Origin of the sequence: Bacillus sp. 22483 (assembly GCF_052044605.1) — a bacterium.
GTDB classification, from domain to species: domain Bacteria; phylum Bacillota; class Bacilli; order Bacillales; family Bacillaceae; genus Bacillus; species Bacillus altitudinis.
In genome coordinates this window covers 235,661-261,475 of sequence record NZ_JBQENU010000003.1, presented here as the reverse complement: position 1 = coordinate 261,475, position 25,815 = coordinate 235,661, and the positions used below count along the sequence as shown (strand labels likewise).

At 40.5% G+C, this 25,815-nt stretch carries 35 protein-coding genes; 11 read left to right on the top strand and 24 right to left on the bottom strand.

Going from position 1 to position 25,815, the window contains the following annotated elements:
• Nucleotides 1-141: 141 nt before the first annotated feature.
• Nucleotides 142-1,527 carry a S41 family peptidase gene (locus tag ACTJJQ_RS06795; protein WP_041507072.1) on the bottom strand — a complete coding sequence of 462 codons (1,386 nt, stop codon included), beginning with the start codon at nucleotides 1,525-1,527 and terminating at the stop codon, nucleotides 142-144.
• Between the two features lie 151 nt (nucleotides 1,528-1,678).
• On the opposite strand from ACTJJQ_RS06795, the gene ACTJJQ_RS06790 reads away from it, so the two are divergent.
• Both ACTJJQ_RS06790 and ACTJJQ_RS06785 read left to right on the top strand, forming a co-directional pair.
• Nucleotides 1,679-2,377 (top strand): class I SAM-dependent methyltransferase, encoded by a 699-nt coding sequence (locus ACTJJQ_RS06790; RefSeq protein WP_440600046.1) that lies wholly within the window; start codon nucleotides 1,679-1,681, stop codon nucleotides 2,375-2,377.
• A gap of 92 nt (nucleotides 2,378-2,469) precedes the next feature.
• Nucleotides 2,470-2,721 (top strand): hypothetical protein, encoded by a 252-nt coding sequence (locus tag ACTJJQ_RS06785; RefSeq protein WP_047946638.1) that lies wholly within the window; start codon nucleotides 2,470-2,472, stop codon nucleotides 2,719-2,721.
• 49 nt (nucleotides 2,722-2,770) lie between these two features.
• Here the strand turns inward: ACTJJQ_RS06785 and ACTJJQ_RS06780 are convergent, their stop codons facing one another.
• The 5 genes from ACTJJQ_RS06780 to ACTJJQ_RS06760 all read right to left on the bottom strand — a co-directional run bounded on the left by ACTJJQ_RS06780 (nucleotide 2,771) and on the right by ACTJJQ_RS06760 (nucleotide 5,678).
• Nucleotides 2,771-3,601 carry a M15 family metallopeptidase gene (locus ACTJJQ_RS06780; RefSeq protein ID WP_017367458.1) on the bottom strand — a complete coding sequence of 277 codons (831 nt, stop codon included), beginning with the start codon at nucleotides 3,599-3,601 and terminating at the stop codon, nucleotides 2,771-2,773.
• 68 nt (nucleotides 3,602-3,669) lie between these two features.
• Nucleotides 3,670-4,365: a purine-nucleoside phosphorylase gene (deoD, locus tag ACTJJQ_RS06775; protein WP_007500754.1), complete on the bottom strand. Its 696-nt coding sequence runs from the start codon at nucleotides 4,363-4,365 to the stop codon at nucleotides 3,670-3,672.
• Between the two features lie 110 nt (nucleotides 4,366-4,475).
• On the bottom strand, nucleotides 4,476-4,793 hold the full coding sequence (locus tag ACTJJQ_RS06770) for a YodL domain-containing protein (RefSeq protein ID WP_007500756.1): 318 nt from the start codon (nucleotides 4,791-4,793) through the stop codon (nucleotides 4,476-4,478).
• A 54-nt stretch (nucleotides 4,794-4,847) separates the two neighbouring features.
• A complete protein-coding gene (locus ACTJJQ_RS06765) occupies nucleotides 4,848-5,456 on the bottom strand; it encodes a phosphatase PAP2 family protein (RefSeq protein WP_212360172.1) in 609 nt (202 codons plus the stop codon).
• A 51-nt stretch (nucleotides 5,457-5,507) separates the two neighbouring features.
• Complete coding sequence (locus tag ACTJJQ_RS06760) at nucleotides 5,508-5,678, bottom strand: YozD family protein (protein ID WP_008346445.1); 171 nt, start codon at nucleotides 5,676-5,678, stop codon at nucleotides 5,508-5,510.
• Between the two features lie 119 nt (nucleotides 5,679-5,797).
• On the opposite strand from ACTJJQ_RS06760, the gene ACTJJQ_RS06755 reads away from it, so the two are divergent.
• Nucleotides 5,798-5,932, top strand: coding sequence for a hypothetical protein (locus tag ACTJJQ_RS06755; RefSeq protein WP_017359686.1), 135 nt, complete (start codon nucleotides 5,798-5,800; stop codon nucleotides 5,930-5,932).
• On the opposite strand, the gene ACTJJQ_RS06750 is transcribed toward ACTJJQ_RS06755, so the two are convergent.
• The 7 genes from ACTJJQ_RS06750 to cgeC form a co-directional block, all read right to left on the bottom strand.
• Entirely contained in the window at nucleotides 5,929-6,609 is a 681-nt protein-coding gene (locus tag ACTJJQ_RS06750; RefSeq protein ID WP_008346441.1) for a hypothetical protein, read from the bottom strand. The two genes, ACTJJQ_RS06755 and ACTJJQ_RS06750, sit on opposite strands and share 4 nt — an antisense overlap.
• Nucleotides 6,610-6,756: 147 nt before the next feature.
• Nucleotides 6,757-6,981: a YozE family protein gene (locus tag ACTJJQ_RS06745; RefSeq protein ID WP_003215834.1), complete on the bottom strand. Its 225-nt coding sequence runs from the start codon at nucleotides 6,979-6,981 to the stop codon at nucleotides 6,757-6,759.
• A 79-nt stretch (nucleotides 6,982-7,060) separates the two neighbouring features.
• A complete protein-coding gene (locus tag ACTJJQ_RS06740) occupies nucleotides 7,061-7,342 on the bottom strand; it encodes a YokU family protein (protein WP_024718564.1) in 282 nt (93 codons plus the stop codon).
• A 2-nt stretch (nucleotides 7,343-7,344) separates the two neighbouring features.
• Complete coding sequence (gene ablA / locus ACTJJQ_RS06735; RefSeq protein ID WP_008346434.1) at nucleotides 7,345-8,745, bottom strand: lysine 2,3-aminomutase; 1,401 nt, start codon at nucleotides 8,743-8,745, stop codon at nucleotides 7,345-7,347.
• Nucleotides 8,746-8,861: 116 nt separating this feature from the next.
• Nucleotides 8,862-10,238, bottom strand: a complete 1,377-nt coding sequence (locus tag ACTJJQ_RS06730) for a sigma-54 interaction domain-containing protein (RefSeq protein ID WP_024718563.1) — start codon at nucleotides 10,236-10,238, stop codon at nucleotides 8,862-8,864.
• 157 nt (nucleotides 10,239-10,395) lie between these two features.
• Entirely contained in the window at nucleotides 10,396-11,691 is a 1,296-nt protein-coding gene (locus ACTJJQ_RS06725; protein ID WP_440600045.1) for a glycosyltransferase family 2 protein, read from the bottom strand.
• An 18-nt stretch (nucleotides 11,692-11,709) separates the two neighbouring features.
• Nucleotides 11,710-12,030 carry a spore maturation protein CgeC gene (gene cgeC / locus ACTJJQ_RS06720; protein ID WP_050827307.1) on the bottom strand — a complete coding sequence of 107 codons (321 nt, stop codon included), beginning with the start codon at nucleotides 12,028-12,030 and terminating at the stop codon, nucleotides 11,710-11,712.
• A gap of 208 nt (nucleotides 12,031-12,238) precedes the next feature.
• Here cgeC and ACTJJQ_RS06715 point away from each other — a divergent pair, with 208 nt between their 5' ends.
• The gene (locus tag ACTJJQ_RS06715; RefSeq protein ID WP_007500770.1) at nucleotides 12,239-12,640 is read left to right on the top strand and encodes a hypothetical protein; all 402 of its coding nucleotides are present in this window, start codon (nucleotides 12,239-12,241) and stop codon (nucleotides 12,638-12,640) included.
• 183 nt (nucleotides 12,641-12,823) lie between these two features.
• On the top strand, nucleotides 12,824-13,618 hold the full coding sequence (locus ACTJJQ_RS06710; RefSeq protein WP_440600044.1) for a CgeB family protein: 795 nt from the start codon (nucleotides 12,824-12,826) through the stop codon (nucleotides 13,616-13,618).
• A 28-nt stretch (nucleotides 13,619-13,646) separates the two neighbouring features.
• Here ACTJJQ_RS06710 and ACTJJQ_RS06705 read toward each other — a convergent pair whose 3' ends face one another.
• Nucleotides 13,647-14,369, bottom strand: a complete 723-nt coding sequence (locus ACTJJQ_RS06705; protein WP_017367462.1) for an acylneuraminate cytidylyltransferase family protein — start codon at nucleotides 14,367-14,369, stop codon at nucleotides 13,647-13,649.
• A 253-nt stretch (nucleotides 14,370-14,622) separates the two neighbouring features.
• Between ACTJJQ_RS06705 and ACTJJQ_RS06700 the strand changes: the two genes are divergently transcribed.
• The gene (locus ACTJJQ_RS06700) at nucleotides 14,623-15,651 is read left to right on the top strand and encodes an SDR family NAD(P)-dependent oxidoreductase (protein ID WP_050827309.1); all 1,029 of its coding nucleotides are present in this window, start codon (nucleotides 14,623-14,625) and stop codon (nucleotides 15,649-15,651) included.
• 52 nt (nucleotides 15,652-15,703) lie between these two features.
• Here ACTJJQ_RS06700 and msrB read toward each other — a convergent pair whose 3' ends face one another.
• Nucleotides 15,704-16,135 carry a peptide-methionine (R)-S-oxide reductase MsrB gene (gene msrB, locus ACTJJQ_RS06695; RefSeq protein WP_050827310.1) on the bottom strand — a complete coding sequence of 144 codons (432 nt, stop codon included), beginning with the start codon at nucleotides 16,133-16,135 and terminating at the stop codon, nucleotides 15,704-15,706.
• Nucleotides 16,135-16,668 (bottom strand): peptide-methionine (S)-S-oxide reductase MsrA, encoded by a 534-nt coding sequence (msrA, locus tag ACTJJQ_RS06690; RefSeq protein WP_017367464.1) that lies wholly within the window; start codon nucleotides 16,666-16,668, stop codon nucleotides 16,135-16,137. The genes msrB and msrA overlap by 1 nt, the downstream gene beginning before the upstream one ends.
• A gap of 138 nt (nucleotides 16,669-16,806) precedes the next feature.
• Here msrA and ACTJJQ_RS06685 point away from each other — a divergent pair, with 138 nt between their 5' ends.
• From ACTJJQ_RS06685 to ACTJJQ_RS06675, 3 genes are all read left to right on the top strand, one after another.
• Nucleotides 16,807-17,238, top strand: a complete 432-nt coding sequence (locus ACTJJQ_RS06685; RefSeq protein WP_007500780.1) for a MarR family transcriptional regulator — start codon at nucleotides 16,807-16,809, stop codon at nucleotides 17,236-17,238.
• Nucleotides 17,239-17,290: 52 nt separating this feature from the next.
• The gene (locus ACTJJQ_RS06680) at nucleotides 17,291-17,551 is read left to right on the top strand and encodes a hypothetical protein (RefSeq protein WP_008346413.1); all 261 of its coding nucleotides are present in this window, start codon (nucleotides 17,291-17,293) and stop codon (nucleotides 17,549-17,551) included.
• 117 nt (nucleotides 17,552-17,668) lie between these two features.
• Nucleotides 17,669-18,337 carry a DUF4397 domain-containing protein gene (locus ACTJJQ_RS06675; RefSeq protein ID WP_286108367.1) on the top strand — a complete coding sequence of 223 codons (669 nt, stop codon included), beginning with the start codon at nucleotides 17,669-17,671 and terminating at the stop codon, nucleotides 18,335-18,337.
• Nucleotides 18,338-18,525: 188 nt separating this feature from the next.
• Here ACTJJQ_RS06675 and ypmT read toward each other — a convergent pair whose 3' ends face one another.
• The 7 genes from ypmT to ilvA all read right to left on the bottom strand — a co-directional run bounded on the left by ypmT (nucleotide 18,526) and on the right by ilvA (nucleotide 23,351).
• Nucleotides 18,526-18,723 (bottom strand): protein YpmT, encoded by a 198-nt coding sequence (ypmT, locus tag ACTJJQ_RS06670; RefSeq protein ID WP_008346409.1) that lies wholly within the window; start codon nucleotides 18,721-18,723, stop codon nucleotides 18,526-18,528.
• Between the two features lie 24 nt (nucleotides 18,724-18,747).
• Complete coding sequence (locus ACTJJQ_RS06665; protein ID WP_024718556.1) at nucleotides 18,748-19,314, bottom strand: YpmS family protein; 567 nt, start codon at nucleotides 19,312-19,314, stop codon at nucleotides 18,748-18,750.
• Nucleotides 19,315-19,323: 9 nt separating this feature from the next.
• On the bottom strand, nucleotides 19,324-20,085 hold the full coding sequence (locus tag ACTJJQ_RS06660) for an SGNH/GDSL hydrolase family protein (RefSeq protein WP_242730585.1): 762 nt from the start codon (nucleotides 20,083-20,085) through the stop codon (nucleotides 19,324-19,326).
• Between the two features lie 69 nt (nucleotides 20,086-20,154).
• Nucleotides 20,155-20,745: a cytochrome c oxidase assembly protein gene (locus ACTJJQ_RS06655; RefSeq protein ID WP_007500791.1), complete on the bottom strand. Its 591-nt coding sequence runs from the start codon at nucleotides 20,743-20,745 to the stop codon at nucleotides 20,155-20,157.
• A gap of 22 nt (nucleotides 20,746-20,767) precedes the next feature.
• Entirely contained in the window at nucleotides 20,768-21,610 is an 843-nt protein-coding gene (locus ACTJJQ_RS06650; RefSeq protein ID WP_135227108.1) for a DegV family protein, read from the bottom strand.
• Between the two features lie 184 nt (nucleotides 21,611-21,794).
• Nucleotides 21,795-22,046, bottom strand: a complete 252-nt coding sequence (locus ACTJJQ_RS06645; protein WP_008346400.1) for a YpmP family protein — start codon at nucleotides 22,044-22,046, stop codon at nucleotides 21,795-21,797.
• Nucleotides 22,047-22,082: 36 nt separating this feature from the next.
• Entirely contained in the window at nucleotides 22,083-23,351 is a 1,269-nt protein-coding gene (gene ilvA, locus ACTJJQ_RS06640) for a threonine ammonia-lyase IlvA (RefSeq protein ID WP_008346398.1), read from the bottom strand.
• Nucleotides 23,352-23,531: 180 nt separating this feature from the next.
• Here ilvA and ACTJJQ_RS06635 point away from each other — a divergent pair, with 180 nt between their 5' ends.
• Nucleotides 23,532-24,500 (top strand): sigma 54-interacting transcriptional regulator, encoded by a 969-nt coding sequence (locus ACTJJQ_RS06635; RefSeq protein ID WP_047946650.1) that lies wholly within the window; start codon nucleotides 23,532-23,534, stop codon nucleotides 24,498-24,500.
• Between the two features lie 13 nt (nucleotides 24,501-24,513).
• Nucleotides 24,514-25,149, top strand: coding sequence for a PAQR family membrane homeostasis protein TrhA (trhA, locus tag ACTJJQ_RS06630; RefSeq protein ID WP_025207512.1), 636 nt, complete (start codon nucleotides 24,514-24,516; stop codon nucleotides 25,147-25,149).
• Nucleotides 25,150-25,187: 38 nt separating this feature from the next.
• On the opposite strand, the gene ACTJJQ_RS06625 is transcribed toward trhA, so the two are convergent.
• Nucleotides 25,188-25,811, bottom strand: coding sequence for a lysophospholipid acyltransferase family protein (locus ACTJJQ_RS06625; RefSeq protein ID WP_035703293.1), 624 nt, complete (start codon nucleotides 25,809-25,811; stop codon nucleotides 25,188-25,190).
• Nucleotides 25,812-25,815 lie beyond the last annotated feature (4 nt).

Below are 25,815 nucleotides of genomic sequence, written 5' to 3'. Positions count from 1 at the left end.
ACTGCCATGAATACAAGGGAAGAACCATATCCAACGTAAAATACTTTAAGTTTTTATCAAAAAATATAAAAACCCCACTTTACTTAAAGTAAAGTGGGGTTAATCTACAGTTCGAAACCAGTCCTCTAATGAGACTGTTTTTTATTTCATTTCTTTTTTCAACACTTCAATGGCTTTTTTCATTTGCGTATCATTTTTCTTGAGCTTATCTTGGATGTTTGTCATCAGTACCGTCGTTGTGTCCCCTGTCAGAATACCATCAGCCTTTAGATCGTGATCTGATTGGAACCTTTTCACGACCGACTGGAATGCTTGATCATATTCTCCATTGGCTTTTGCTTTGTAGCCAAGCGCTTGGAACATTTTTTGAGCCGCTTTGACTTCATCTCCATCATCATTCAGTTGATACGTCTTTTTCGGACTTAAGTATGGCAGCTTCGCATAACTCGGCAGAGATGCTTTCACCTGTGGCTCAATTCCTTTTTTGTGAATCCAAGATCCGTCTGGTGTCAGCCACTTGGCAATGGTTAATTTCACACTAGAACCATCATTGTAGCTTTGGGCATTTTGAACAGTCCCTTTACCAAATGTCTTTTCTCCAACAAGTTGAATGCTAGAGGATTGGTGCAGAGCTGCCGCCATGATTTCAGCAGCACTCGCTGAACCGCCGTTTACAAGAACAACTGCCGGCTGATGAACTTTGCGTTCTTTTTCCGCTTTGTACACTTGTTTCTTTCCTTTTTCCTCAACCTGCATAATGACTTTTCCTTTATCGATAAAGTCATTGCTCATTTCAATTGCTTCTGTCATAATGCCGCCTGGATTATCTCTCAGATCAATGACAAAACCTTTTGCCCCTTTTTTCTCGAGGTCATCAATCGCTTTATCTAACTCTTTAGACGTCGTTTCAGCAAAAGACGTGATTTGGATTTCGCCTATTTTATCTTTTGTTAGTTTTGCATACACCGTTTCAAGTGGAATCGTATCTCTTGTGATCGTCACATCCACATTTCCAACACCTTGTCGGTTCAAATGCAGTTTGACATCCGTTCCTTTTTTCCCTCTGATAAGAGAAACGGCTTTATTCACTGACATGCCTTTTGTACTTTTACCATCCACTTTTAAAATACGATCATGAGGTTTCAAACCAGCTTTTTCAGCAGGAGAGCCTTTAATCGGTGCGACAATTAAAATTTGTCCATCCTTCTCTTCTACTTGTGCACCAATTCCTTCAAATGAAGATGAAATGGTGTTGTTAAACCCTTCGGCTTCCTCCTGATCCATATATGTAGAGTATGGATCATCAAGTGATGCAATCATTCCTTGAATCGCACCGTCTACTAGTTTTTGATCATCCGTTTTTTCGTAATACTCGTTTTTTACCTTCGTATATGCAGCCATGAGTTTACTAAACTTCTCATCTCCTGAAACGCTGACAGCACCTTGTTTTGTGATCACAAATGTAATCGCTGAGGAAAGCGCTGCTGTCACCAGAATGGCTATCACGAACTTGAATTGTTTTTTCAAAAAAACACCACCTTTATCTCCTTTCATTATTATCAAGGACGATTCTTCATCCGTCAACCAAAGGATCAAACTTCTATTTGAAAAGATAAGCCATTTCGCCCTGCAATGCATAATCTTTAGAGAGAAACATGATAAAGAAAGAAGGGATTCCATGAGTGACTATGTAGAAATGCTTGCCTATTTTGGGGTATCAGGTGCCCATCCTGGTGGAATTGAGCTAACAAAAACGATGATTGAGCATCTTAACCTGACGTCTGACGATCGTATACTGGATGTTGGATGCGGCACAGGACAAACAGCCGCCTATTTAGGACATTTAGGTTATGAAGTAGAGGCGATTGATACACACCCTTTGATGATTGAAAAAGCCAATCTGCGATTCGAGCGGGAACAACTACCTTTCCGTGCACAGCAAGCATCGATCGAACACCTGCCATTTGCGGATGACTCGTTCTCTCTACTGATCGGTGAATCTGTTTTAAGTTTCACCCATTTACCTGCTGCGCTTGCTGAAATAAAACGGGTGCTTGCTCCTGGAAAACAATTGATCGCAAATGAGGCTGTGTTAAAAGTGCCGCTTCCCTCAAAAGAACAGGCAGCCATTCGGGAGTTTTATGGGTTTCACTCCCTCTTTTCATTTTCCGAATGGAAAAAACAGTTAGCGTCCGCAGGATTCCGTGACATTCAGATTCTCTCATTCGATGAGCACATGGTGCAGGAGGAGCCGACCGAAATGGAATTATCAGATGAAATACCACCTTCTCTTTATGATACATTACAGACACACTATGACCTGATTCAAACACACCGAGAACATCTGAGTCACCTTGTATTTGAATGTACAGTATAAAATGAGCGAATCTCCTATATGTTTTGTCCAAACTCTATGAAGTCTTTCGCATAGGATAAGAGTGAAAAGAGTTTGTCATAAGGAGGAAAAACATGGAGCGCTACTACAAACTTTGTCAGCAGCATATGGGGAAAGTAGCTAGAATTACTGATCGAAATGGCAGAGTACATGTTGGACGTATTGAGCGGGTGACAAACCGAAAAGTTTATATTCGTCCAGTCGGCGGGTCCCGCGGGGGCTTTGGTTATGGATATTACGGAGGTTATTATGGCTGGGGTGCAGCTTATGGCATCGGTCTCGGTTTTATTACCGGCTTCGCTTTAGCAGGTTTGTTCTTTTTTTAAAACGGCGTATAAAAGAAGGCCTCCCAGCTTCGGGAGGCCTTTTATTTGTTTATATTTTCTTCACTTTGTTCATGTACTCTTCGAATGTTAAATCATGATCGTGCATCGCTTTTGCAGCTTCTTTCCCAACATAGCGCAGGTGCCACGGCTCATATTCATATTTCGTGATGTCTTCTTTCCCTTTTGGATAACGAATGATAAAGCCATATTTATAAGCATTTTTGGCTACCCATTTACCATCAGGTGTTTCACCAAATTTTTCAGAGATTTCAAAGCCGGCACTTTTTGAGGAAATATCCATAGCTAGACCTGTTTGATGTTCACTTTCGCCTGGTAAGGCTACGGCTTCTTGGGCTTTTTCTTTCCCTTTTAGTTTCACTTCACTATCAAAAATGACTTTTTGACGGTCATAGGAACGATAGCCCGATACTGCAGCAAGCTCAAAGTTTTCCTTTTTAGCACCTTTGAATAACTTCGCAAGTGCCTCCGCTGCTTCTTTTCGAATATATCGTTTTTCAATATCCTCTGAAAAAGAGAATTCCACTTTTGGTACAACGAGATCAGAAGGTTTATAGGTTCCTGGCAGTGCATATTCTTTGTTCACTAAAGCAAGCACATTTTCAGGGTTTTGAATGGTCTTCAGTCCGCTCACTACCTTGATGTCATTGAAATATTCACTCTTTAACGTCAGCTCTTGATTAGATGAATCTGCCGTATCGTTTGAGTTTTGCTGGGGTGATGAACTTGCTGCGTTCTTTTGTTCGTTTGTTTTGTTAGATTCAGTGGTACCGCTTTTCTGATCCAGCAACTGGCAGCCTGATAATGCGGCCGTCAAACCAAGAATCGATGCGATTGAGAGTATTTTATAGCTTTTCTTCATGACATACCTTCCTTTTGCTCTACTAAAAAAATAAAGATGCGCTACATCGTAGCACACCCATTATACTATTATAAAACAGAATCTAGTGCAATTAAGATCATTTCGTCAAATGTCGTTTGACGCTCTTCAGCAGTTGTTTCTTCTCCTGTTAGCACATGATCACTCACTGTCAGAATCGACAACGCTTTTCTGCCAAATTTTGCAGCAAGCGTATAAAGAGCCGTTGTCTCCATTTCGATCGCTAGAATTCCATATTGGTCCATCAGCTCAAGTGGTTTTTCATTATAAAACTGGTCTGCTGTAAATACATTCCCAACACGCACAGCTACATTTTTCGCTTCTGCTGTGTCGTAGGCTTTTTTCAGTAAACCAAAATCAGCACATGGCGCGTAATCAATCGGTCCAAATGCCACACGATTCATTTGAGAATCTGTTGATGATGTTTGAGCTAAGATGACGTCACGTACATTGACATCTTTTTTGATCGCTCCGCAAGAACCGACACGGATTAAGTTTTGAACATCATAGCTTTGGATCAGCTCATTCACATAGATCGAAATAGACGGTACGCCCATTCCAGTACCTTGTACAGAAATGCGTTTTCCTTTATATGTTCCAGTATAACCATACATGCCGCGCACTTCGTTATAGCACACAACATCTTCTAAATATGTATCTGCAATATATTTCGCACGAAGCGGATCGCCTGGCAGCAATACCGTTTCTGCAATTTGTCCTTTTTCTGCTCCAATATGTACACTCATTTTTTAGCCTCCACTTACGTTTAACATGTGTTTAGTCCCATTTATTATAAACGATTGAGATCAAAAAAGAAAATACCAGCTGAAAGTAAAGCTGGCATCGTCGTTTATATTTAACTCATCGTCATTAGGCGTTCACTGCGTTTCCATCCTGCCGGAAAGAGCTGGTAGTAGCACTTCCCTTTTTTCTGGTCATCAATCACAACGATATCCCCTGTTGTGATAAACCGTGCATTGTAATCATTAGGGACTGTATCTTGTACATTAAATGTCGAGAATGCTTTTTCCAGTACATCAAGGTGTGTCCTGCCGCCAATCTTTGTCCGGTACACAGGCTGATGCCCGCTTTCTGCACCATATTCAGGTGTTTGATAAATGGTTAAGTGATAAGCTGAAGGTTTCTTTTGAAAAAATCTCAATGTCAATTGCATTCAAATCCCTCCCCTTTTATATAAAATTGGCTGGGATCTATGAATTTCCTTCTTCTATTTTTGTCGAATGACGGACAATTTTTCGTCAATCTTTTTACATATGAGAAATAAAGCTAGTCCTATCGCAAAGCCCCCTGCTACATCAGTGACATAATGAACACCGATATACATCCTGCTGATGCCGATCATCAGCACACAACATCCTGTCACCATGTAGACTGCTTTTTGTCTCTTTTTCAGCCACGGAACCATTTCAATTAATAGATAGGCGATAAATGGATAGATCGTTGCTGCATTCATAGAATGACCGCTCGGAAAGCTGTAATAGGTCTCATTCACTAGATGATCAAAGGCTGGACGCTCTCTAGCAAACAGTCCTTTCAGTTCATGATTGACCGTTTTTTCTGCTATATATAGTAGAAAAAGCAGCATAATAGAGTGGTAGCGTTTATACATAAACAGCAGCACGCTAAAGATGAGCATGATTGGGACAAGCAGCGCACTGATACCAAAGTCAGTCAAAGTCAGCATGACATCATTTAAAAAAGGAAGTCTGATGTTTTCAAACGATAAGATGATCTGGTTGTCCAACTCCTGGAACATGCCAGACACCATAAGCGCTGCGATGGCGCCAAACAAAAGGAAAAAAATGATGACATACACGCGAAACAATTCCCCTCCCTTTCTACTCAGAATCTCTTCAAAGTATAGTGCCTACCGCGCCTCTTCTTCAACTATCATTGCTTTCCTCAGCATATATTCAAATGTAATATCGGCAAGCTCAAACGTTTCCAGCTCAGATGGTATGTACCCTCTTTTGACCAGCTCCGTGTAGAAGAATTCTGCAATTTCCTCTGTATCAATCACCAAATCTGCTTCTTTCATTGCTTTCCGCCTCCTTTTTTATGATGTATGAACGCTGCCTTATTTTTATTACAGTTTGTCATAATGGCTCATTCCATACATATAAATGCAGTAAACGAAAAGAAAAGGGGCATGAGGCAATGAAATGGTTAAGCATTTTAGATGGACATACTTTTGATCAGGTGATGGGCCGTATCTTGAGGGGATGGTTTTATGTGATTGCTTTTTTCTGTGTTCCTTACTTTTTATTCGTGTTAGGACAAGTCTTCTTTTAACCAAAATGCTCGTTTAAACTTTCCAAAATAAAGTCCATCATATCCTTATATTCTGGGTCTTTGAAAAATTCATAGAGAATTTTATAATCATTGTAAATATCAAGAAGCTCATCCACTATAGATACAGCTAGAAATTCTAGTGATGCTTCGCTTTCTTGTTTCTCTTCTAACTGTAATAGAGCGGTTTGCACCATATCTTCCTCTATTTCTTTTGAGGTTTCTCCAACGTAATGCACAAAAAGAAGCTGATGAACAAACTGATCCATCTCATATTTCCTTAGGACAAGCGTCAAGTCTTCTTCTTCTGTTTCCAGCCATTCTCCGTCTTTTAACCTTGTCAGTTCATAAATGACATCTTCCCAGCCATCTTCAAGGTAGCGCCATATCTCAGTCCGATGGCCAATGATTTTAAATAGCTCTTTCCCGTAATCCTTTACATATACAACATCGCCAATGAGGAACTCATATTCAATGTCCAGCTTTTCTGTATCTACAATCACCCCGTCGTACTCATCGTAAAGCTGAAGTGATGTTTCAAAATAAAGCACCTCATTATGATTGACCTCATATAGATAATGTTGGTCAATTTGATGGACTTTTGTTATCGTTCCAACTGTGCCGTACATGACAACGACGACAATATCCCCTACTTTATATTTTGGTGCTTTCGCCTTCATTCTGTCTCCCCCTTGCCCGACTTTTGGTCTTAACGTATCGTATGCCGGCGCAAGGAATTCTGCATGGGCAACCACACCATGCAAAACGCCATTTTATTTCTTCATGAAAAAACCGCTTCTTCCATACGGAACAAGCGGTTGTGTGTGTTATTTTTTTTTGACTTCTACTTCGTATTGCTCAAAAGCCTCATCAAATGTCGTCATGGAGCTTAAATAGTCCCCATTTAACTCTAAATAGGCACATAGCTCATGATAATCAGTGGATGCTTTAGGAAAGCTGTGATCTTCATAAGCAGCATTTGCAAAATGACTGATTTCATCCTTCGGTTTTGGATGTCTGTACTTCATTAAATAATGGTAAAACGACTTCACCTGTTTTTCCCTCCGCGACACTCTATTTTGTTGTTATATTATACAGGAATTTGATGACTTGTATAGGCGGAGGTACAACTTATGAAGAAAAATCAAAGTAATTACGCTTTAATAACCGCTCCATGCTCATTAATTCTTCATATGAGATTTTTTCTGGAAGTTTTGTTTGATCGACTAAAATTAATTGATCTTCTATCTCTTTTACTGTCTCATCCTTCTGATACGTCATCCCGCAATGCGTGCAAGAAATCGAAGGCGTTTCCAAAATTTCAATCGATTGTGTGCCCGTGATGAGTTCCCAATAGACTGTGGTCTGTCCTGCGTTCGCTTTCTTCTCCTCACACCAATCACATGTCAGCAACGTTATTTCTCCTCCTTTACGGTTTGTTCTTTTTTGAGCTGGGCTTGATATTTCTTCTCTTTTAATTCATCTCGTTTTTCGCGTTTGTTTTTGAGCGTATCATGTTCAGGATTCGTTTCATAAGACTCTCTTCGTTTCATTCGGCTTAAATTTTCTGGCGTAAAGGATCTTGCTTCATCCTCAAATAGAGCTGTTATGCCAATGGCGGGTTCTTTCTTTTCTTCATAGATTTCATTAAAATACGCATCCGCTTGGCCGGCGACGTAATGTTCTGGCTCCGGATAAGAGGTGATCACACCTTCAAAGTTACGCAGGACCACTTTCTCTGGGCTTTGAGATAATAAATAATTTGGCTGTAAGGTGATCTTACCTCCTCCACCTGGTGCATCTACAACAAAGCTTGGCACAGCATAACCACTCGTATGTCCTCTTAAACCTTCAATGATTTCAAGGCCTTTTGAAACCGGTGTTCTAAAGTGGCCGATCCCCTCAGATAAATCACATTGATAAATATAATAAGGTCTGACGCGAATCATGACGAGATCATGCATCAGCTTCTTCATAATTGGAACACTGTCGTTAATTCCTGCTAGGATCACCGCCTGATTACCAACAGGCACGCCAGCATTGACAAGTCGCTCACACGCTTCTTTCGCTTCTTTTGTGATTTCAATGCTTGTATTAAAGTGAGTGTTCAGCCAAACAGGATGATATTTTTTTAAAATCTCACACAATTCATCTGTAATTCGCTGTGGAAACACGACCGGCGCACGTGTTCCAATTCGAATGATTTCAACGTGAGGAATGTCTCGTAAGTTTTTCAAAATGTATTCAAGCACTTGATCATTAATTAACAGCCCGTCACCGCCTGAAATTAACACATCCCGCACTTCAGGGGTTTCTCTAATATATCCAATGGCGGCATCTAATTGCTTTTTCGGCACACCCATCCCGATCTGACCGGAAAAACGCCTTCTCGTACAATAGCGGCAGTACATGGAGCACTGATTTGTGACAAGAAACAGCACACGATCTGGGTAGCGGTGCGTTAAACCTGGAACAGGTGAATCCTCATCTTCATGGAGCGGATCTTCGAGGTCATATTTTGTTTTATGAAGCTCCTCTGCAATCGGTACAGACTGCATACGAATTGGGCATCTTGGATCGTCTGGATTCATCAGTGAGGCATAGTAGGGTGTAATGTTGAGTGGAATGGTTTTCGTAGAAATCTTCACCCCTTCTTTTTCCTCTTCTGTTAAGTTCACGACTTTTTCTAAATCTTCTAGCGTTTTGACCGTATGCGTCAGCTGCCAAATCCAGTCGTTCCACTTTTCCTCGGGTACGTCCTTCCAAAGTTCAATGTCCTTCCAATGTCGCGCAGGTTGATACAGTTTTTGATTCATATCCATTCCCCCTATCAGCATTCACTTTATACTATGCAAGTTATGTGCCAACATGGGAAAATGCCCCTATTCTTTACAAAAGGAGCTTTTCCGTCACATTCACCTGTTTGAAGTGCCTACTTTTCGGCATCTGTATATTTTTTTAGTTTATACTGCAATGTTTGTCGAGGAATTTTTAAAGCGGCTGCCGTTTGCTTAATATTCCCTGCGTGCTGTCTTAAAGCTTCTTGAATCAGCGTTTGTTCAAATGACGTCACTTGACTTTTTAATGAGGACTCTGGCGGATGACTTTCTATCTGATGCGTCCGCAAATGGGCAGGGAGATATGCTGGGGTGATTTCTTCTGCTTCCTTTGGCATCATCAAGACGGCATGCTCGATCGTATGTTTTAATTCTCTGACATTCCCTGGCCACTGATGGGCCATAAATACTTGGACGGTTTCTTCAGAAAGGCGGTTGACGTTTTTAGAAAATTGCTGATGATACGTTTGAATAAAGTGGCGGGATAACAGCTGGATATCATGCTTCCTTGTGCGAAGCGGCGGGATATGAAATGATGACACATGCAGTCTATAAAATAAGTCTTCTCTTAACATTTGTTTTTTAACGGCTTCAAATGGGTCGATATTGAGGGCAGTAATCACTCTGACATTTACTTGAACCGCCTTTGCATCACCTATCCGGCGGACAACACCATCCTCTAACACACGCAGTAATTTTGTTTGAAGCGTAAGCGGCATCGCTTGCAGCTCATCAAGAAAAAGAGTACCGCCATCTGCTAACTCAAACAGCCCCTTGCGATCTATTGCGCCCGTATAACTTCCTTTGACAGACCCGAATAAAAGACTTTCAAGCAGCGATTCTGGAAGAGCAGCGCAGTTTTGCGGGATAAAGACTTGATCTTTCCGGTCAGATGCATGAACAATCGCTTGTACGAGTACCTCTTTTCCTGTCCCAGTTTCCCCGAAGACCATAACCGATGAAGGATATGCAGCAGCTTTTTTCGCTTTCTCCAGCATCTCTTTTAAGTGTGGATCATTTGTTAAAAATGAAGAAAAATCGAGCATTTGAGTGGTCTCCGCGGCACCATCCGTTCGTTTTTTTTGATCTAAACGATTCGAAAGCGCCGACAGCTTCGACACATCCTTCGCTACTTCTACCGCCCCAATTAACTTGCTGCCTTCCATAATGGGCAGTGTGGTGTTGACAGTCTCAATTTTTTCTCCATTTTTATTCAAATAGGTTTGCAACGAATGATAAATGGGTTTTCCTGTTCTAAGTACATGCATGAGTGTACTTGTCTTTTCAGTTAATGAAGGATACACATCCAGTATGTACTTGCCAATCACCTCTTCTTTCGCTAAACAGTCGAACTTCGCTGCATTATGATTATAAAAGATGGTGACCCCTTGATCGTCTACAACGTGAATCGCTTCATCGATGGCTTCTAAAATTAATTCAAACCAATCCGCTCTTTCGACAACCTTCCCCACTATTTCCCCCTCACTTTCTATGCCGAAAATCCGGCACTGTATTGCCCAATTTTCAGCGGCTTGATGATATTCAACGTGTTCCCCTATCCTTTTCACGTTTCGCTTTTTCCTTTCGATCTCCTGCTTTTTTCGTCAATTCTAAAAAAAAGCACCCCACTTATGAGGAGTGCTTTCGTCCTGACATCTGATAAAGAGACAAGTCAAATTCCTGAAGAGACTCCATATACAGCGGCACAATTGGCTTTCCTTCTTGAAAAAATGCAAATTGAGAAGGTTGTAGTTTGATTGGCTGATGGTAAAACGCAAATATTTTCACTACCTCAGGGACAATTCGGCAAAAGGTATCATGCACAAATAAATAGACATCTTGTTTCCATTTAAACAGCCGTCTATTTGGCGGGCTGAATATAGGAGATACTTGAATGATCTTGCCATCCTCAAACGTCTCCAGCTGCTGTTTTGTGACCGTGTATATCTCCTTTTGATGAAACTGAAAATATTGCACATCACGTTTTGAAGCAAACCGTCTTTTTGTCTGATGTTCAATATAATAAAATGTTCTGCCGTTATCTGCGGTGACGACTGTATAATTTGGGACTGTCAGCGGCTCGTTCATTTCATATTTCATCGCACATAACGAGGGAACACGAATCGCACGCCTGTTCTTTTCATTCACCCAGCGCTTGTCAATGCGATGAAGATATCCGCTAGCGATTTGATAATAAGCGCCTTCTCTTTCAATCACAGCTCCGTCAATTAAATCGTAGGGCATACTCGCAAACATATGATGGAATGATTGTGGCGTTTTATATGTGGTATCTAGTACTTCTTGTAATGGAAAGAACGCAGCAAAATGATTCAGTCTCATCCAAAACACAGAGTCAGCATGATGCCAATGTTTTGGTTCGTCGGCCCAGTATTGTCCGTATTTTTCATGAATAAGCGAAAGCAGCCGGCTTCTATGCATAACAGAGCAATGGTCGACTTGAAAGGATGCATGCTCCAACACTTGATCTGCTTCTCGAACGAAGCTCGCCGTTTCCACCAAATGCTGATTCACATGCACGACACGCTGCGAGGAATAGACGATATCTATGTGAGGCTTCGATTGAAAAACCTCGACCATTTTCTCTAAACGATCTTTTCTGTAGACTGTATCATCAGTTACATAACAAACCAGCTCACCTGTTATACGTGTTAATGCTTCATTAATTAGCGTTGCATAACGTACAGTCTTCAGCCGGTTTGCAGGATGAATTTGATGAGAATACAATTGAATGCGCTTATCCACTAAATAAGGCTGCATCTTTTGGATCGTTTCTTGTTCAGAGCCATCATCCATGATCAAAAGCTCCCAATGCTGATACGTTTGTTCTACCACACTCTTTAGCACACGTTCAATGAAATCAGGTTTGTTGTAGCTTGTTAATATCACTGATACTTTCATGACCATTATCCTTTTTTAAATAGATTAAAAAGCCCCCCAGCTGACAATGTTCACATAAGGAACACTTACTCTTAGCTGATTTGTCGCATTTTTAAAGACTGCTACTGAGTCAAACAATTGTACGACAACCACGTTTTGCAGCACATCTCCATTGACTAAATGAACACGCGGCAGCGGAATGCCGAGCTCAAGCCACGGGCGCAGCAATTCTTTAATCTCTGACGCATTCCCTTCCTCACTTTCCTCTAAAAGATGAAGAAGAAGTATTATCAACACAACTTCAAGTATTCCTTCTGTTTCTAGTAATTCTTCGTTCCAGCCATTTAATAGTTGTTCAAATTCCATTCAGATTCCCTCTTTCTTCTCGTTTGATCTTTACTAGAGTATGAGGATCACTTCATTTAGCATCAGCATTTGAAAACATTTTTCAAAAATGTGTGAAGTCATTAAATGAAAAAAAGAACAAGGAATGAGCATTATGCTTATACCAAAAAAAGAGAACGGCATATACATAGTGGTGTGTTTGAATGGATGAAGAAAGGATGGGGAAAACATGAGCGAAAAGCGTGCCGAATTAAAAAAAGAGCTATTAAAGCTGTTTTTCAAACCGCTTAGTCATGCGTTAACAGTTAATCTCGAAGAAGGAGGAGTTCAAGTGGAAGAAAAATTGAACGATTTATTTAGTGAGGTAGCTGCTGAAGCATCACCTTCAGATTCTGCTACAACACTCGACGTATCTCAACCAGCAAGATGGATTTTCGCAAGACTTGCACCTGGAACAGTCATTAGCATTGTCATGGACTCAGGTGACTTAATCGGACCCGTTCAATTCGTATCATTCGATGCTTCAACAGGTGTTGTTTTCGTCACACAAGAAAGCTCTGTGACACCTACAGGCTCTGCAACGACTCTATTAGATGTAGATAAAGTAGAAAGTGTTACGTTCACATCTTAATGTGAGAGGGCCATCATGAAGCTTCTTTATATCAGCTCTGGCTACGGTGGAATCTATCGGATGTTCGATCAATGGATAGAAGATAGCTTCATTGATTCCCCCTTTTCATGCGTCAAGGTGGAAAGGGAAACTCTACCCGCTCATATGCACAAAATCCGGACATTTTCTCCGGATTTTGTTTTCATGATGATCGGTGATCATATTCCAACAGAACTGCTTCATCAATTCAAACAAGAAAAGGTCCCCGTTGTACTGTGGATGACAGAAGACCCTTTTTATATAGATGTGTCAGCTGCATGCGTAAGTGATGCACAGCTGATCTTAACGATTGACGAAGGTGCTTTGTCATTTTACAAACAACTAGGCACTAATCACACGCACTACTTTCCCATTCCGACCAATACACACGTATTTCAGAAAAAAGAATCACCACATGAGTCGTGCATCTATGACATTGCACTCATTGGCTACCCTTATCCAAACCGCATCAAAGCCATCAATACACTCTTACATCAAAACAAATGGCGCATTCTCGTAGCAGGAAAAGAGTGGCATCGCGTGTTGAATAAATCACGCAGACGATATCGTGATCTCTCACTGATGACCCACTGGCTGAGTCCCGAGCAGATGGCAGACATCTATCAAACATCAGCCATTGTTCTGAATCCGCACAGGCCCGCGCAATTTGCCTATAATCAAAACAAAGCCAATGTTCAAAATATGAGCCTCAACAACAGAGCATTTGATATCGCTGCAAGCGGAGGCTTTCAGTTGACAGATCTACAACCGTCACAGGCATTTTCAAGCTTCGCTTTTTACACACATGAAAACGATTTGATTAAAAAGGTCGAGCACTATGTAACAAACCCTCAACAAAGACAATCGGTTGCAGAGAACAATTACGAGCAAGTCGTTCGCTGGAACACATTTGATACGCTGCCTTACAGACTTTATGAAATAGTCAAAAGCGCCCTATGACCGGGCGCTTTTTTTAATTGCCATCATCTTATGCCGTTCCTTCTGCATCTTGTCGAGCCAATAAAATCTTCTCTGCCTTTTTCCGATCTTCCTCACTTTTTACAACAAGCGATTGCGCATGATCCATCATATATGCACCAACAGATCCTTCTAAAAAGGAATGAATGCATTCTTTTGCATATGGAACATGAAACGCATAGACAGCTCCATTTAAACGTCCATACGTATAAGGGTGCTCCTGAGTTGGTACAAAAAAATAATGATTGTCCTTATACAGGCTGGCTTCATTGGTGTCATGAAGTGTCCAAGTTTCATTTGGATTTTCTAATGCCTCTGTAAAAGAAGCCGCACAATCATATCCCCCCTCTACTAGAAGCTGCAAGCAGTTCTCAATATCTGCCGTCTGCCTTAGTGGTGATGCTGGATGCAAATACAAAACAATATCAAACGTCTTTCCCTCTCGTTCTAAATAAGCAAGCGCATGCTTCACAGCTACTAAAGAAGGTGTTTGTTCTGTCACATGTGTGCTTGGCAGTTCAATCACATTTGCTCCGTAGTGAGATGAAATGATTTGAGTATTCACATCCTCTGAAGATACGATGACTTCATCTAATTCAATCATTTGTAATAGTGGCTGAATGGTCCAATAGATCAGCGGCCGCTCCGCCAATACGCGAATGTGTTCAGCATGATGTCCCTGCTTGCTGCTAAAAGCTGGTATCATGGCTAAAATACGATTTCCCCTATACATGTATGATCTTCTCCCCTCGCGCAGCTCAGTATCAGTGAATACATTCTGAGAGCTGAACTGATCGCCGTACTGAAGTCTTCAGGTGCCTCGCTATTCTACTTAATCTTCTATCTCTACATATTCTATTAAGTCGTCAAGCAGATGGTTATAATTGGTTCACCTAATTTATGCATGAAGTGGTTCTTTTCCTCAAACGTCTTCCTCTCTTTCACATATGATGCAAAGTAGAGAAATGAGAGTTGGGGGATTAGATATGTCCAAACAAATAGAAACGAGTTTGAAGACCTTTTTTCGTGACAAAATCATCTTGGTCACAGGCGGTACGGGTTCGATTGGCCGGCAGATTGTGAAAAAATTAACAGCATGCTCTCCTAAAAAGGTCATTGTCTTCAGTAAAGATGACAGTAAACAATACATGATGAAAAATGAATATGCGGCAAATCCAGAGGTTGTATTTGCACTTGGAGATGTGAGGGATGCCAGCCGCGTCAGGCAGCTTGTCAAAGGGGTAGATATCATCTTCCATGCAGCTGCACTCAAACAAGTACCCACCTGCGAAGATAATCCGTTTGAAGCTGTCCAAACCAACATCATCGGCGGACAACATGTCATTGAAGCAGCACTTGAACATGAAGTTAGTCATGTTGTCAACATTTCAACTGACAAAGCGGTTTCTCCGACAAATGCCATGGGAGCTACAAAATTAATTTCAGAAAAATTGTTTTTTCAAGCGAATGAAAGTATTTCAAATCAGAAAACGAGGTTTTGCTCTGTCCGGTTTGGCAATGTGCTTGGATCAAGGGGTTCCGTCATCCCCATCATGCTTCAACAGTTGTTAAATGAACAACCTCTAACTGTAACTGATCCTAAGATGACACGCTTTTTTATGTCTATCGAAGAAGCTGTATCTCTCACGCTTGAAGCAGCTATCATGATGAAAGGCGGCGAAACATTCATCCTCAAGATGGAGTCATTACAGCTGGCTGATCTATTGAAAGCATTTCATGAATATGCCGGTCTGATCAATGTTCCTTCTCCTGATATTCTCGTTGTCGGAAAAAGACCTGGAGAAAAACTTCACGAGGAGCTCACATTCCCTCACGAGGCAGATGCACTGTTTGAACATGAACAATTTTATGCCATTTTACCAAGACCACATCTTCACCCTCATTTTCAAAAAGTTCATTTGACCCATTACACATCAAACGAAGCACCGCTCATTACAAAAGAGAAGCTGTTTCACATCATTGAACAATTACATCATACCCATCATAAAAAATAAAAAAATCGTCACACGGAAGCAGCTGACTTCCATGTGACGATTTTTAAATCAATTATTGAAAGATGTGTTTCAAATGACCATAGCCTTCTTTTTCAAGATCATCCTTCGGGATAAACTTTAAAGCGGCAGAATTAATACAATACCTTAGACCGTTTGGCCCTGGGCCGTCAGGGAATACATGACCAAGGTGAGAGTCGGCCGTCTTGCTGCGAACTTCAGTCCGCACCATGCCATGGCTCGTATCTACTTTCTCTTCTACCTCTTGATCTTCAATCGGTTTTGTAAAACTTGGCCAGCCGCAATGGGCATCAAATTTATCTAAAGAAGAAAACAATGGTTTGCCTGAAATGATATCTACATATATGCCCTCTTCCTTATGATCCCAAAATTCATTTTGAAATGGCGGCTCAGTGCCATTATTTTGCGTCACTTCGTACTGCATTCGGTTTAATTCTTTGATGCGCTGCTCTTTTTCGTTAACCATTATTTATCACTCCAATGAGATTGAATAAAACCTGCTCTGCCCGAACCGACATGGTATCGTTCGTAGTGCATTTTGTTCTTTTTATAATAATGCTGATGATATTCCTCAGCAGGATAAAAAGGACCAGCCTCTAAAATTTCTGTCACGATTGGCTTTTGGAAAATTCCGCTTTGGCTCAGCTGCTCTTTTGATGTTTCTGCAAGTTGCCTTTGTTTTTCATTGTGGACATAAATCCCTGTACGGTAGGACTCTCCTCTATCACCAAATTGTCCTCCATCATCTGTTGGGTCTATTTGCTGCCAATATAGTTCTAATAGCTTCTCATACGGAAAAACGTCTGGATCAAAGGTAATTTGAACGGCTTCTCTATGGCCTGTCGTATTTGTACATACTTCCTCATAGGTTGGATTCACTGTATGTCCGCCAGTATACCCTGATTCAACTTTGATAATGCCTGGCTGTTCATCAAAAGGTTTAACCATACACCAGAAACAGCCTCCAGCAAATGTGGCTAATTCTTGTTTTTCAGACATATTAGTGCCCCCTTCATTTAAAAAATGGTATCATCATATTATAACATGATAAAAAATAATGAAAATGATACGACTTGTATACCTAAAAACAAAAGAAAGCATTCTGTCGTATCTTAAAATATAATGGGGGTTTAATGATTGGAACAAAGAAAACAAATGATGTATGAAATGGATACTTTACTGAGAACCGTATTTAAGCAAATACGTTATGAAATTAACAGCTTGCTTGAAAACGAATTATCTCGGAATGAATTTCTCATTTTAAATCTGCTGCGTGAACAAGGCGCAAAAAAAGTAACGGAATTCGCCTCAATTCTCGGTGTATCAGCAAGCCATATTACAGCTGTAACCGACACACTTGTAGAAAAAGGCTGGATCACTCGTATCCGTTCAAAAGAGGATCGACGCATCATCAAAATTCACTTAACCGATAAGGGTAAGGAAATTACTGAGCATTTTGAGAAAAAGAAAACAGAATACTTCATGGAACGATTTGAATCATTTGATGATGAAGAACTGAAAACGATGATCAAATTATTTAAAAAGCTGGATAAAAGTCAAAAGGATTAAGCATAGATTTTAGCGTGGAGGACATGCTACGGATAAAAAGGTGGAATGAACCATGACAAGTCCATATCTTTGTCCGAACTGCAAGACCAACAGAACGCGTTTTAATCTCATCGAGCAGCATTCAGAACCCGTGAAACTTGATCCAGCAACTGGAGCCATTGTCGAAACATATGAAGGAGATCAGCTTTCTCCTTTTCACATGAACTATCAAGGACCGAAAATCAAAGTCCAGTGCGGCGTTTGCGGATTAATTGAGGATGAAAAAACGTTCATTAAGCTGGCTGAATATCATCAATATTCATCTCCTTCTTAATACGAGAGCCTGACACTTTTTGTCAGGCTTTTTTCTATGTTTCTTTTGCCTATACAGATCGTCCCTTTCTTGCATACGCTACAAAAAACACATTGCAGAGAAAGAAGGGATAAAGACGTGCAGCAGCTCTACGAGATGAATCAATTTCAATATCGTCCATTAGCTACCTTCCCCCCATACCATCCGAGAAACACCATTTCCAAAGCTGTTATTCGATTATTTCACGCTGCACCGGATTTAAGTGAGCTTGCTGTATTTGTAAATCAGCAGCCAATCCAAAAAAAGCTGCCATACGGTCAGCTGTCTGCTTATATGGAATGGGATGAGGGTGTTTATGAGATAGAAGTATTCAAGCTGGCTACAAAAGAAAGAATTCTTTCTTCTCGTATGATGATTAATGGAAACGAGACTTACACGCTATGTATCACGGGAGCTCGTACCGGCTTTGCGCTGCTCACAGAAAAGCAAGACTCGCTGATTAAGCAAGATGAGCTATCAGCACTCACGTTTATCCAGCTGTCACCAGACCTCCCTTTCATTGATATATATGAACGAGATCAAGGCATGTTATCAAAGGAGCTCGGATATGTGAACGGCACCCAAACCCACCACTTCTCTCCGAATAAGTATCACTTTGAATTAAAAGCTGCCGGTACTCAAAGTGTACTGCTTGATATTCCGAAAGTTCACCTGCAAACAAAGCGGGCCTATCTTATTTTACTTCATGGATTTGCAAACGGAGAGCCAGAGCTAATGGCAAAAGTCGTCTTGTCTCACCAAATGTAAAAAGAGCCTTTCCAAATGGAAAAGGCTCTTAGCGTGTAGACAAACCCTCGCATTCGGTGTCAGTCCTGCGTGCCGGTGCTCACGAATGTCACATTCACTCTGCGCCGGTACTCGTCCTTCCTAGAATGCAAAGATTTTCAATCACGCTGAAAATAAGATAAATAGCCTTTCCAAATGGAAAAGGCTATTTACGAGACATCTTCAGCTTTTTCTTGTTTTTGAAAATCAAAAGCAAGAATCATGGTACCTAAAAATAATGCACAATAGGCGATATTTAAGTAAAACTGGTCGATATTTTCTGCTTTTAAATGAGAGGCAGCTGTCATGCCAAAGTATGCAGCAAATAAGAGCGACAGTAAACTAAAATATTGATAGACTCGCTTCATAGTTTCACTCCTGACTTACACGTTCTATTGCTTTGGATGATAATATGAGAATTCAATTTCATCATTCTCAAGATCAATTTTGTTCGCTTTGACATACATATCATTCGTCAGCGGCATTTCTGAAAGGCGCACTTCCACCGTTTTTTGGTCTGGTTTCACATGAACGAAATCAGGCAGTTCATAGAATTGACCCATGTAGCTTAAAACAAAACTGATTGGGATGCTTAATTGTCCAATTGAAAAGTCATCTACTTTCAGCAGAACATCCCCATTATCTTCAACAGATGGTGTAAATGATACATTTGCATTAATCGTTGAAGAAAAAGCTTTGATTGCACCTGTTACTTTCACATCTTGGTCAATCGCAACATGAAAGTCGGGCATATCGCTTGATCCTTGGTTTTTCAAATAATCATTGACAAAGCTGGTAAGCGACTCTTTTGAACTAGAAATGTTAAAAGCATACTCGCTGTTCACTTCTTTTTTCGAAGCGGATTGATCGCTCGGCAGCAGCATAAAAATACCGCATACAAGAACAATCAATAGATTAATTGACAGTAAAATAAAAAATAAACTCTTCCATTTTTTCATCTTTTCACCCTATTCCTTCGGCAGTCCTTCTTTTTTCACTTCTGAGAATAAACGATTTGCCATAAGAGAGTACCCCTTTTGGTTTGGGTGGAAATCATCATCTGCCAGTAATTTTTCATCTTTATCATCTTCAAATAAATCTGCTACATCGATCATATCAGCATTGCCGTCTTTTTTTAGTTCTTTTTCGGCAGCAGCATTCCAGTCTTTGACGACCTCATCAATATCTCTCAGCTCAGACAAGCTGAATTTAAAAGGATTGTACATACTGACATACATGATCTTTGCATGGTCATTATGCTCTCTTAATTGAGCAAGAATGGTCTTAAAACGCTCTTCAAAAGGACCTTGCTCTTTTTGAAAAGGAGCAAATGTCAAGTTGAGCACATTTTGACGGACGACATGCATTAAGTCATTTCCGCCGATCGTAAAGAAAATATAATCAGCGTCTTTCAGTCCATCCTGCACTTTTTTTTCTTTTAATCTTTTTAATAAATCTACCGTTCTACTGCCTTTAATGGCATAGTTTTTTAATGTAACAGACTGTACGCCGTCCACCGCTTCTATCTTGTCACGGGTGATACCTGCATACCCTTTTTTATTTTGATCTCCGATTCCTTCTGTTAAGGAATCTCCAACCGCTGCGATCGTAATATGTTCTTTTACGTTTTGTGTGTCTTCTAGTTTATCCTTTATGCCAGCCTCTTTTGCGGAACATGCAGAAAGAACAAAAGCTAGAGACATCACAATCAAAATCAAACGAGCCTTCAAACGATGATGTCCCTCCTTTTTCTGATTAAAAAAGTGTATCATGTTTTCGCTCATTTGAACATCCTTATGCTAGCTTCGATTCAGTGTTTTGATGTCCTTGATGATTTCATCATATGGCGTATTTTGAACGCCATCATAATTTTTCATCACTTTTCCTTCTTGATCAACGAGGAAAAACAGAGATTGATGTATCACTTGGTCTTCGTCTTCAGGTTTTTTCACAATCGTCTTAAAGCTTTTCATTGCAAATTTTTCAATCGCTGACTGCGAGTAACCAGTGAGAAAATCCCAATTTTTAAAGGATAATGGATATGCTTTTGCAAATTCCTTTAGCTTTTTCGGTGAATCCACCTCTGGGTCGACGCTAAATGAAATGATGTGCGCATCCAATTTTTCTTCTTTTAACCGTTTTTGTAGCTCTGTCATATGTGCCGTCATCGGCGGGCAAATCGTTTCACAGCTTGTGAAAATAAAATCTGCCACCCAGACTTTCCCCTTTAAATCGTCGAGCGACACCTTTTGACCATCCTGGTTTTGATACTCAAACGGCTGGATTTGATAATTTAATGCATCCTTGATTTGTCCATTTGAACATGAGACTAAAAGAAGCACGCTTATGATCGTAAGCGCACCAAATAAGGCTCCCCTTTTTGTATACATGACAATTACATCCCCTTTTCAATCAATCGGTATAAAAAGTAAAGCCTATAGCGCCCTTACCAGTATGACAGGAAATAATCGGAGTTGTATAAGCAATGTCAACTAGTGCATCAGGTGTGTGATCAAGCAGTGCTGCTTTAAGCTTTTCTGCAAGTTCTAATGCGTCTGCATGTGCAATCCCAATTGCCTGAACGGTTTTCCCTTTCACCGCCTGTACATACTGTTTTGTCAAATAGCGGACAAGAGCGGAGTAACTTCTCACATTCGCTTCTGGTGTGTATATGCCGTCTGTTAAGCTGGCAATTGGTTTAATATGAAGAAGTGAACCGATCAGCGCCTTTCCTCTTCCAATTCGTCCACCTTTCACGAGATTTTCTAATGTATCGATTGTGACAAATAGCTTTGTTTTAAGACGAATTTTGTCCATTTCTTTGAGGATGTCATCACGGCTTGCCCCTTTGTTTGCAAGCTCTGCTGCTTTGGTGACTTGAAACCCTAAACCATAGGAAATAAAATTCGAATCAATGACAGTGATATTCCCGTCTACCATTTTAGAAGCGCTTTCAGCAGTTTGAACCGTACCACTCATCCCACCAGTTAAATGGATACTAATGACTTCGCTTCCATCTGCCGTCAGTTTTTCATATAATTCGACGAATTGACCGATCGCAGGTTGAGACGTTTTCGGCAGTTCCTCAGCGGCCTCCATTTTTTCAATAAATTCATCTGGCTGTATGTTCACTCGGTCAATATAATCAACCCCAGAAATGGAGATATTGAGCGGAATGACATGAATGGAAAGATCATTGATTTTTTCTTGCGGAAGGTCCACAGTTGAATCTGTTACAATTTTAATTTGTTTCACTATCGTCTCATCCTTGCTGTCTTAGTCTTTACTTAAGATATTACCTTATTTCCTTCAATCTTCAAAACAACTGTCAGAACGTTTTTGAAATTGTCACATTTTCTTCTTTTCATGTAAAAAATCCTTGCCAAACTGAGCAGGCGCACTTGAAGCGGCCTTTTACTCCTTTGACAAAGATTCTTATTTACGCATTGTGTTTCAATGTAGGCTCTTGATAGATCTGTTCATATGTGCTCCACTTGACGTTACGTTTCACATCCTCCCTGAAAGAGTACACATGCCTCTTTCCCTTAGATACATAGACTTTTTTCAAGAAAGCTTCAAGTCTAAAGGTGAGCATGAAACCATAGGATTCATCTCCCTTTAAAACAGGGACTTCTGTTACCTTGATCTGAGCTCCATCCATCCGTCTAAAACATATTGTTTTGAGCAGCACAAACGATCAATCCTCTTTTCCAATTATCTGTTAAGCCTAAATAAATAGGTGGAATAAATCTTGATCTTTATTCACTTCAACATAGTGAAAGCCTTTTTTATTCATTCGGTCAATCAGCGCTGCATAGTCATCTCTTTCTTTCAATTCGATACCAACAAGCGCAGGCCCTTTGCTTCGGTTATTCTTTTTCGTATATTCAAAGCGTGAGATATCATCATTTGGCCCTAACACTTCATCTAAAAATTCCCTGAGAGCACCTGCTCTTTGCGGAAAATTAACGATGAAATAATGCTGGAGACCTTCATAAATCATGGAGCGTTCCTTGATTTCTTGCATCCGGCCAATGTCATTATTGCCTCCGCTGACAATACAAACGACATTTTTCCCTTTAATCTCCTCACGATGTGCATCTAAAGCCGCGATCGGTAAAGCACCCGCTGGCTCAGCTACAATTGCACATTGATTATACAGCTCTAGAATGGTTGTGCATACTTTTCCTTCTGGTACAAGACTAATCTTATCGACAACGGACTGAAGCGACGTAAACGTCTTTTCGCCAATCCGCTGAACCGCTGCTCCATCTACAAACTTATCTATTGAATCAAGTGTGACAACCTCCCCTTTCTCATGGGAAGCATGAAGTGAGGCGGCACCAAGCGGCTCGACTGCAATAATTTCTGTTTCTGGTGCGATATTTTTCATATACGTGCCAACGCCAGATAACAAACCTCCGCCCCCAACACTTGCAAATAAAAAGTGAGGCTCCACTTCGATATCATTTAATATTTCTACAGCAGTTGTTCCTTGTCCTGCCATGACATCTAAATCATCAAATGGATGGATAAATTCCCGCTTTTCCTTATCTCCGCATTTGACTGCTTCATGATACGAATCATCAAAGGTATCTCCGGTTAAGATAATGTCAACATATTCTTTTCCGAAAAGCTCCACTTGAGATACTTTTTGCCTTGGCGTGGTAGCAGGCATAAAAATTTTCCCGTGGATACCTAAATATTTGCAAGAATAGGCAACGCCTTGTGCGTGATTTCCTGCACTGGCACAGACAATGCCGTTTTCTAGTTTTTCTTTTGGCAACTGGCTCATTTTATTAAAAGCGCCTCTTAATTTAAAAGAACGAACAACTTGCAGGTCCTCTCTTTTTAAGTAGACATTACATTCATATCGTTCAGAAAGTCGCTCATTTTTTTGAAGTGGTGTATGAATCACTACATCCTTCAAATTTTGATGGGCTTTTAAGATGTCTTTCACTTGAATTAGCGTGTTTTCTTTGAGCAACGGTTTCATGTACAAGATCCTTTCTCTTTAACCTTATTTAATTTGTCATTATAACATGAATATTCAAAAAATAAACCAATAGATCATGGATCGGAGATAAATTTCATGAACTTTTTCGTTTTTCTATACATTTGTTCTAATTGGGTGTTATAATAAAACCAATTAGAACCAAAAGAAAGGAATCGCTCGATGACCACACATCCGTTTGCCAATATATATGGAGAACACCAAGATATAAAACACGCCATTCATTTGGCAAAACAATTCACGAAAAACGATCAGCCTGTGTTGATCACAGGTGAAATTGGAACAGGCAAATCACGCTTTGCACAAGAAATGGCCCATTCATTTGCTGCGCAGGCTTCGATGAAATATATCTATTGCCCCATTGTAGATGAAGTGACTTTGCAGGAAGCATTTACTCATGCGGCAAATCATGTGCTTTATTTAGACGAAGTCAGCGCATTTAGTATTCCTATGCAGCATCAGGTCATTCGTTTTCTCGAAGATTCTCCTGCAACAAAAATCATTGCTTCTTCGTCTTTATCATTAGAGGCGATGAGCGTTTCGTCCAGTTTTTTACCTGAGCTGTTTTATCGGCTCAATGTGCTTCATATCCCTCTCCCGCCTTTGGAAGATCGAAAAACAGATATTCCTATTTTAACTGCTGCTTTCTTTCGAGAACTGAACATGACGCCTGATATCGACTCAAGTGTGTGGGAAGTCTTACAGCAATATTCGTTTGAAGGGAATGTCCAGGAGCTCAAAAATATCGTTCATTATGCAGCCGCGATTCTCGAAGGGCAAACAGTTTTCTTGCATCACTTGCCACCTTTTGTATTATTACCTCAACAAACAGCTGGTAAAGGAAAAAAAGAAGAACACCAGCTCACGCTTATGGAGAAACAAGAATTTGTTTTCTTACTCGAAGCCATTAAGTCTCTAAATGAAAAAGGAGAAGCAGCCAGCAGACGTATCTTGTCTGAGTTAAGCAAACAAGGCGACATCCCGCTGACCCCTCAGCAAGTCAGGAGTCGATTAGATGATCTTGAGAAAAAAGCCTATGTGACGAAAGGGAAAGGCAGAGCTGGAACGAAGATTACACTTGAAGGTCTCTCATTTCTGAAGTCGCTTGATGGTTATATACCGGTTCAATAAAGGAGGACATCCATTGTTTACTGTAAAAGAAGAAATTGCCAACGCAATTACACATGGCATTGGCGTCATTTTATCCATTCCCGCCATTGTTTTTCTCGTTTTATTCGCTGTTCAATACGGTACTGTCACTGACATTATTAGCTTTTCGATATTTGGCGCGTCGATGCTGCTGCTTTATTTAAGCTCTACTTTGCTTCATAGCATTCGGCACAAAAAAACAAAAGATATATTTGAAATCCTTGACCACTCTGCGATTTATGTATTGATTGCTGGTACATATACGCCATTTTTGCTTGGCCCATTAAAAGGCGCACTGGGCTATACTCTTCTTGCAATCGTATGGGCGCTTGCTGCAGGCGGTATCGTTTTTAAAATCTTTTTCGTCAAACGGTTTATCATTGTATCCACCCTTGTTTATTTATTAATGGGCTGGATGATTATCATCGCAATTAAACCTCTGTACATTCAATTAACAGGAGCTGGATTCAGCCTCTTACTATTAGGCGGTATTTTGTATTCAGTCGGAACGATCTTTTATATTTGGCGGAAAATTCCCTATCATCATGCGATTTGGCACAGCTTTGTTCTCGGCGGAAGTGCATCCATGTTCTTCTGCATTCTATTTTATTGCGTCAACATCCCAGCATGATCAAAAAACCAGCATCCGAATGTGGATGCTGGTTTTTTCTATGCGCGCTTTTGTGCGTAATCACTCATCTTGACCGGTGCTTTGATATGGATATCGACATTAACTGGACGAAGTCTTTTGACGATCTTCCCTGTTAAAAGACGGTCTGTGCCGCTTGTTTCAACCGGAACAAGTGAGCAGTTACATTCTTCAGCAAGCGTTTCTGCCATGACACGATACTGTTCAGAAAGCAACAGACTCTGGCCAGATAGAACTCTTTCTCTAGCTTCTTCTAATAACGCCTCATCAGATTGATTCTGCTTGATCACCGCCATCTTCTTCAACCATTGTTTTAAGATGGGATAGCGAAACAGATGCGGTTTTGCCATAAAAGCAAATGGCTTCTCTAAGTGACCAATCAGCAATGTCGTCGTCACTGGATGATGTGCTTCTGTGACATAAATAACAGGACCATCTGGCAGCTTTTTTTGCTGATGAATGGTCATGACCGATCCTGATTGATCAATACACCCTCTGGCAAACCTTTTTGCATGCTCATGGATGAGATGCATTCGTTTCGTATAGGAAATGCGTGGATCCGTTAATTCATGATCATACAAATGCCTTATACTTTTAAAAAAGGATACAACAACATAAATCGTTAAAAACCAATAACGAAACAACCGT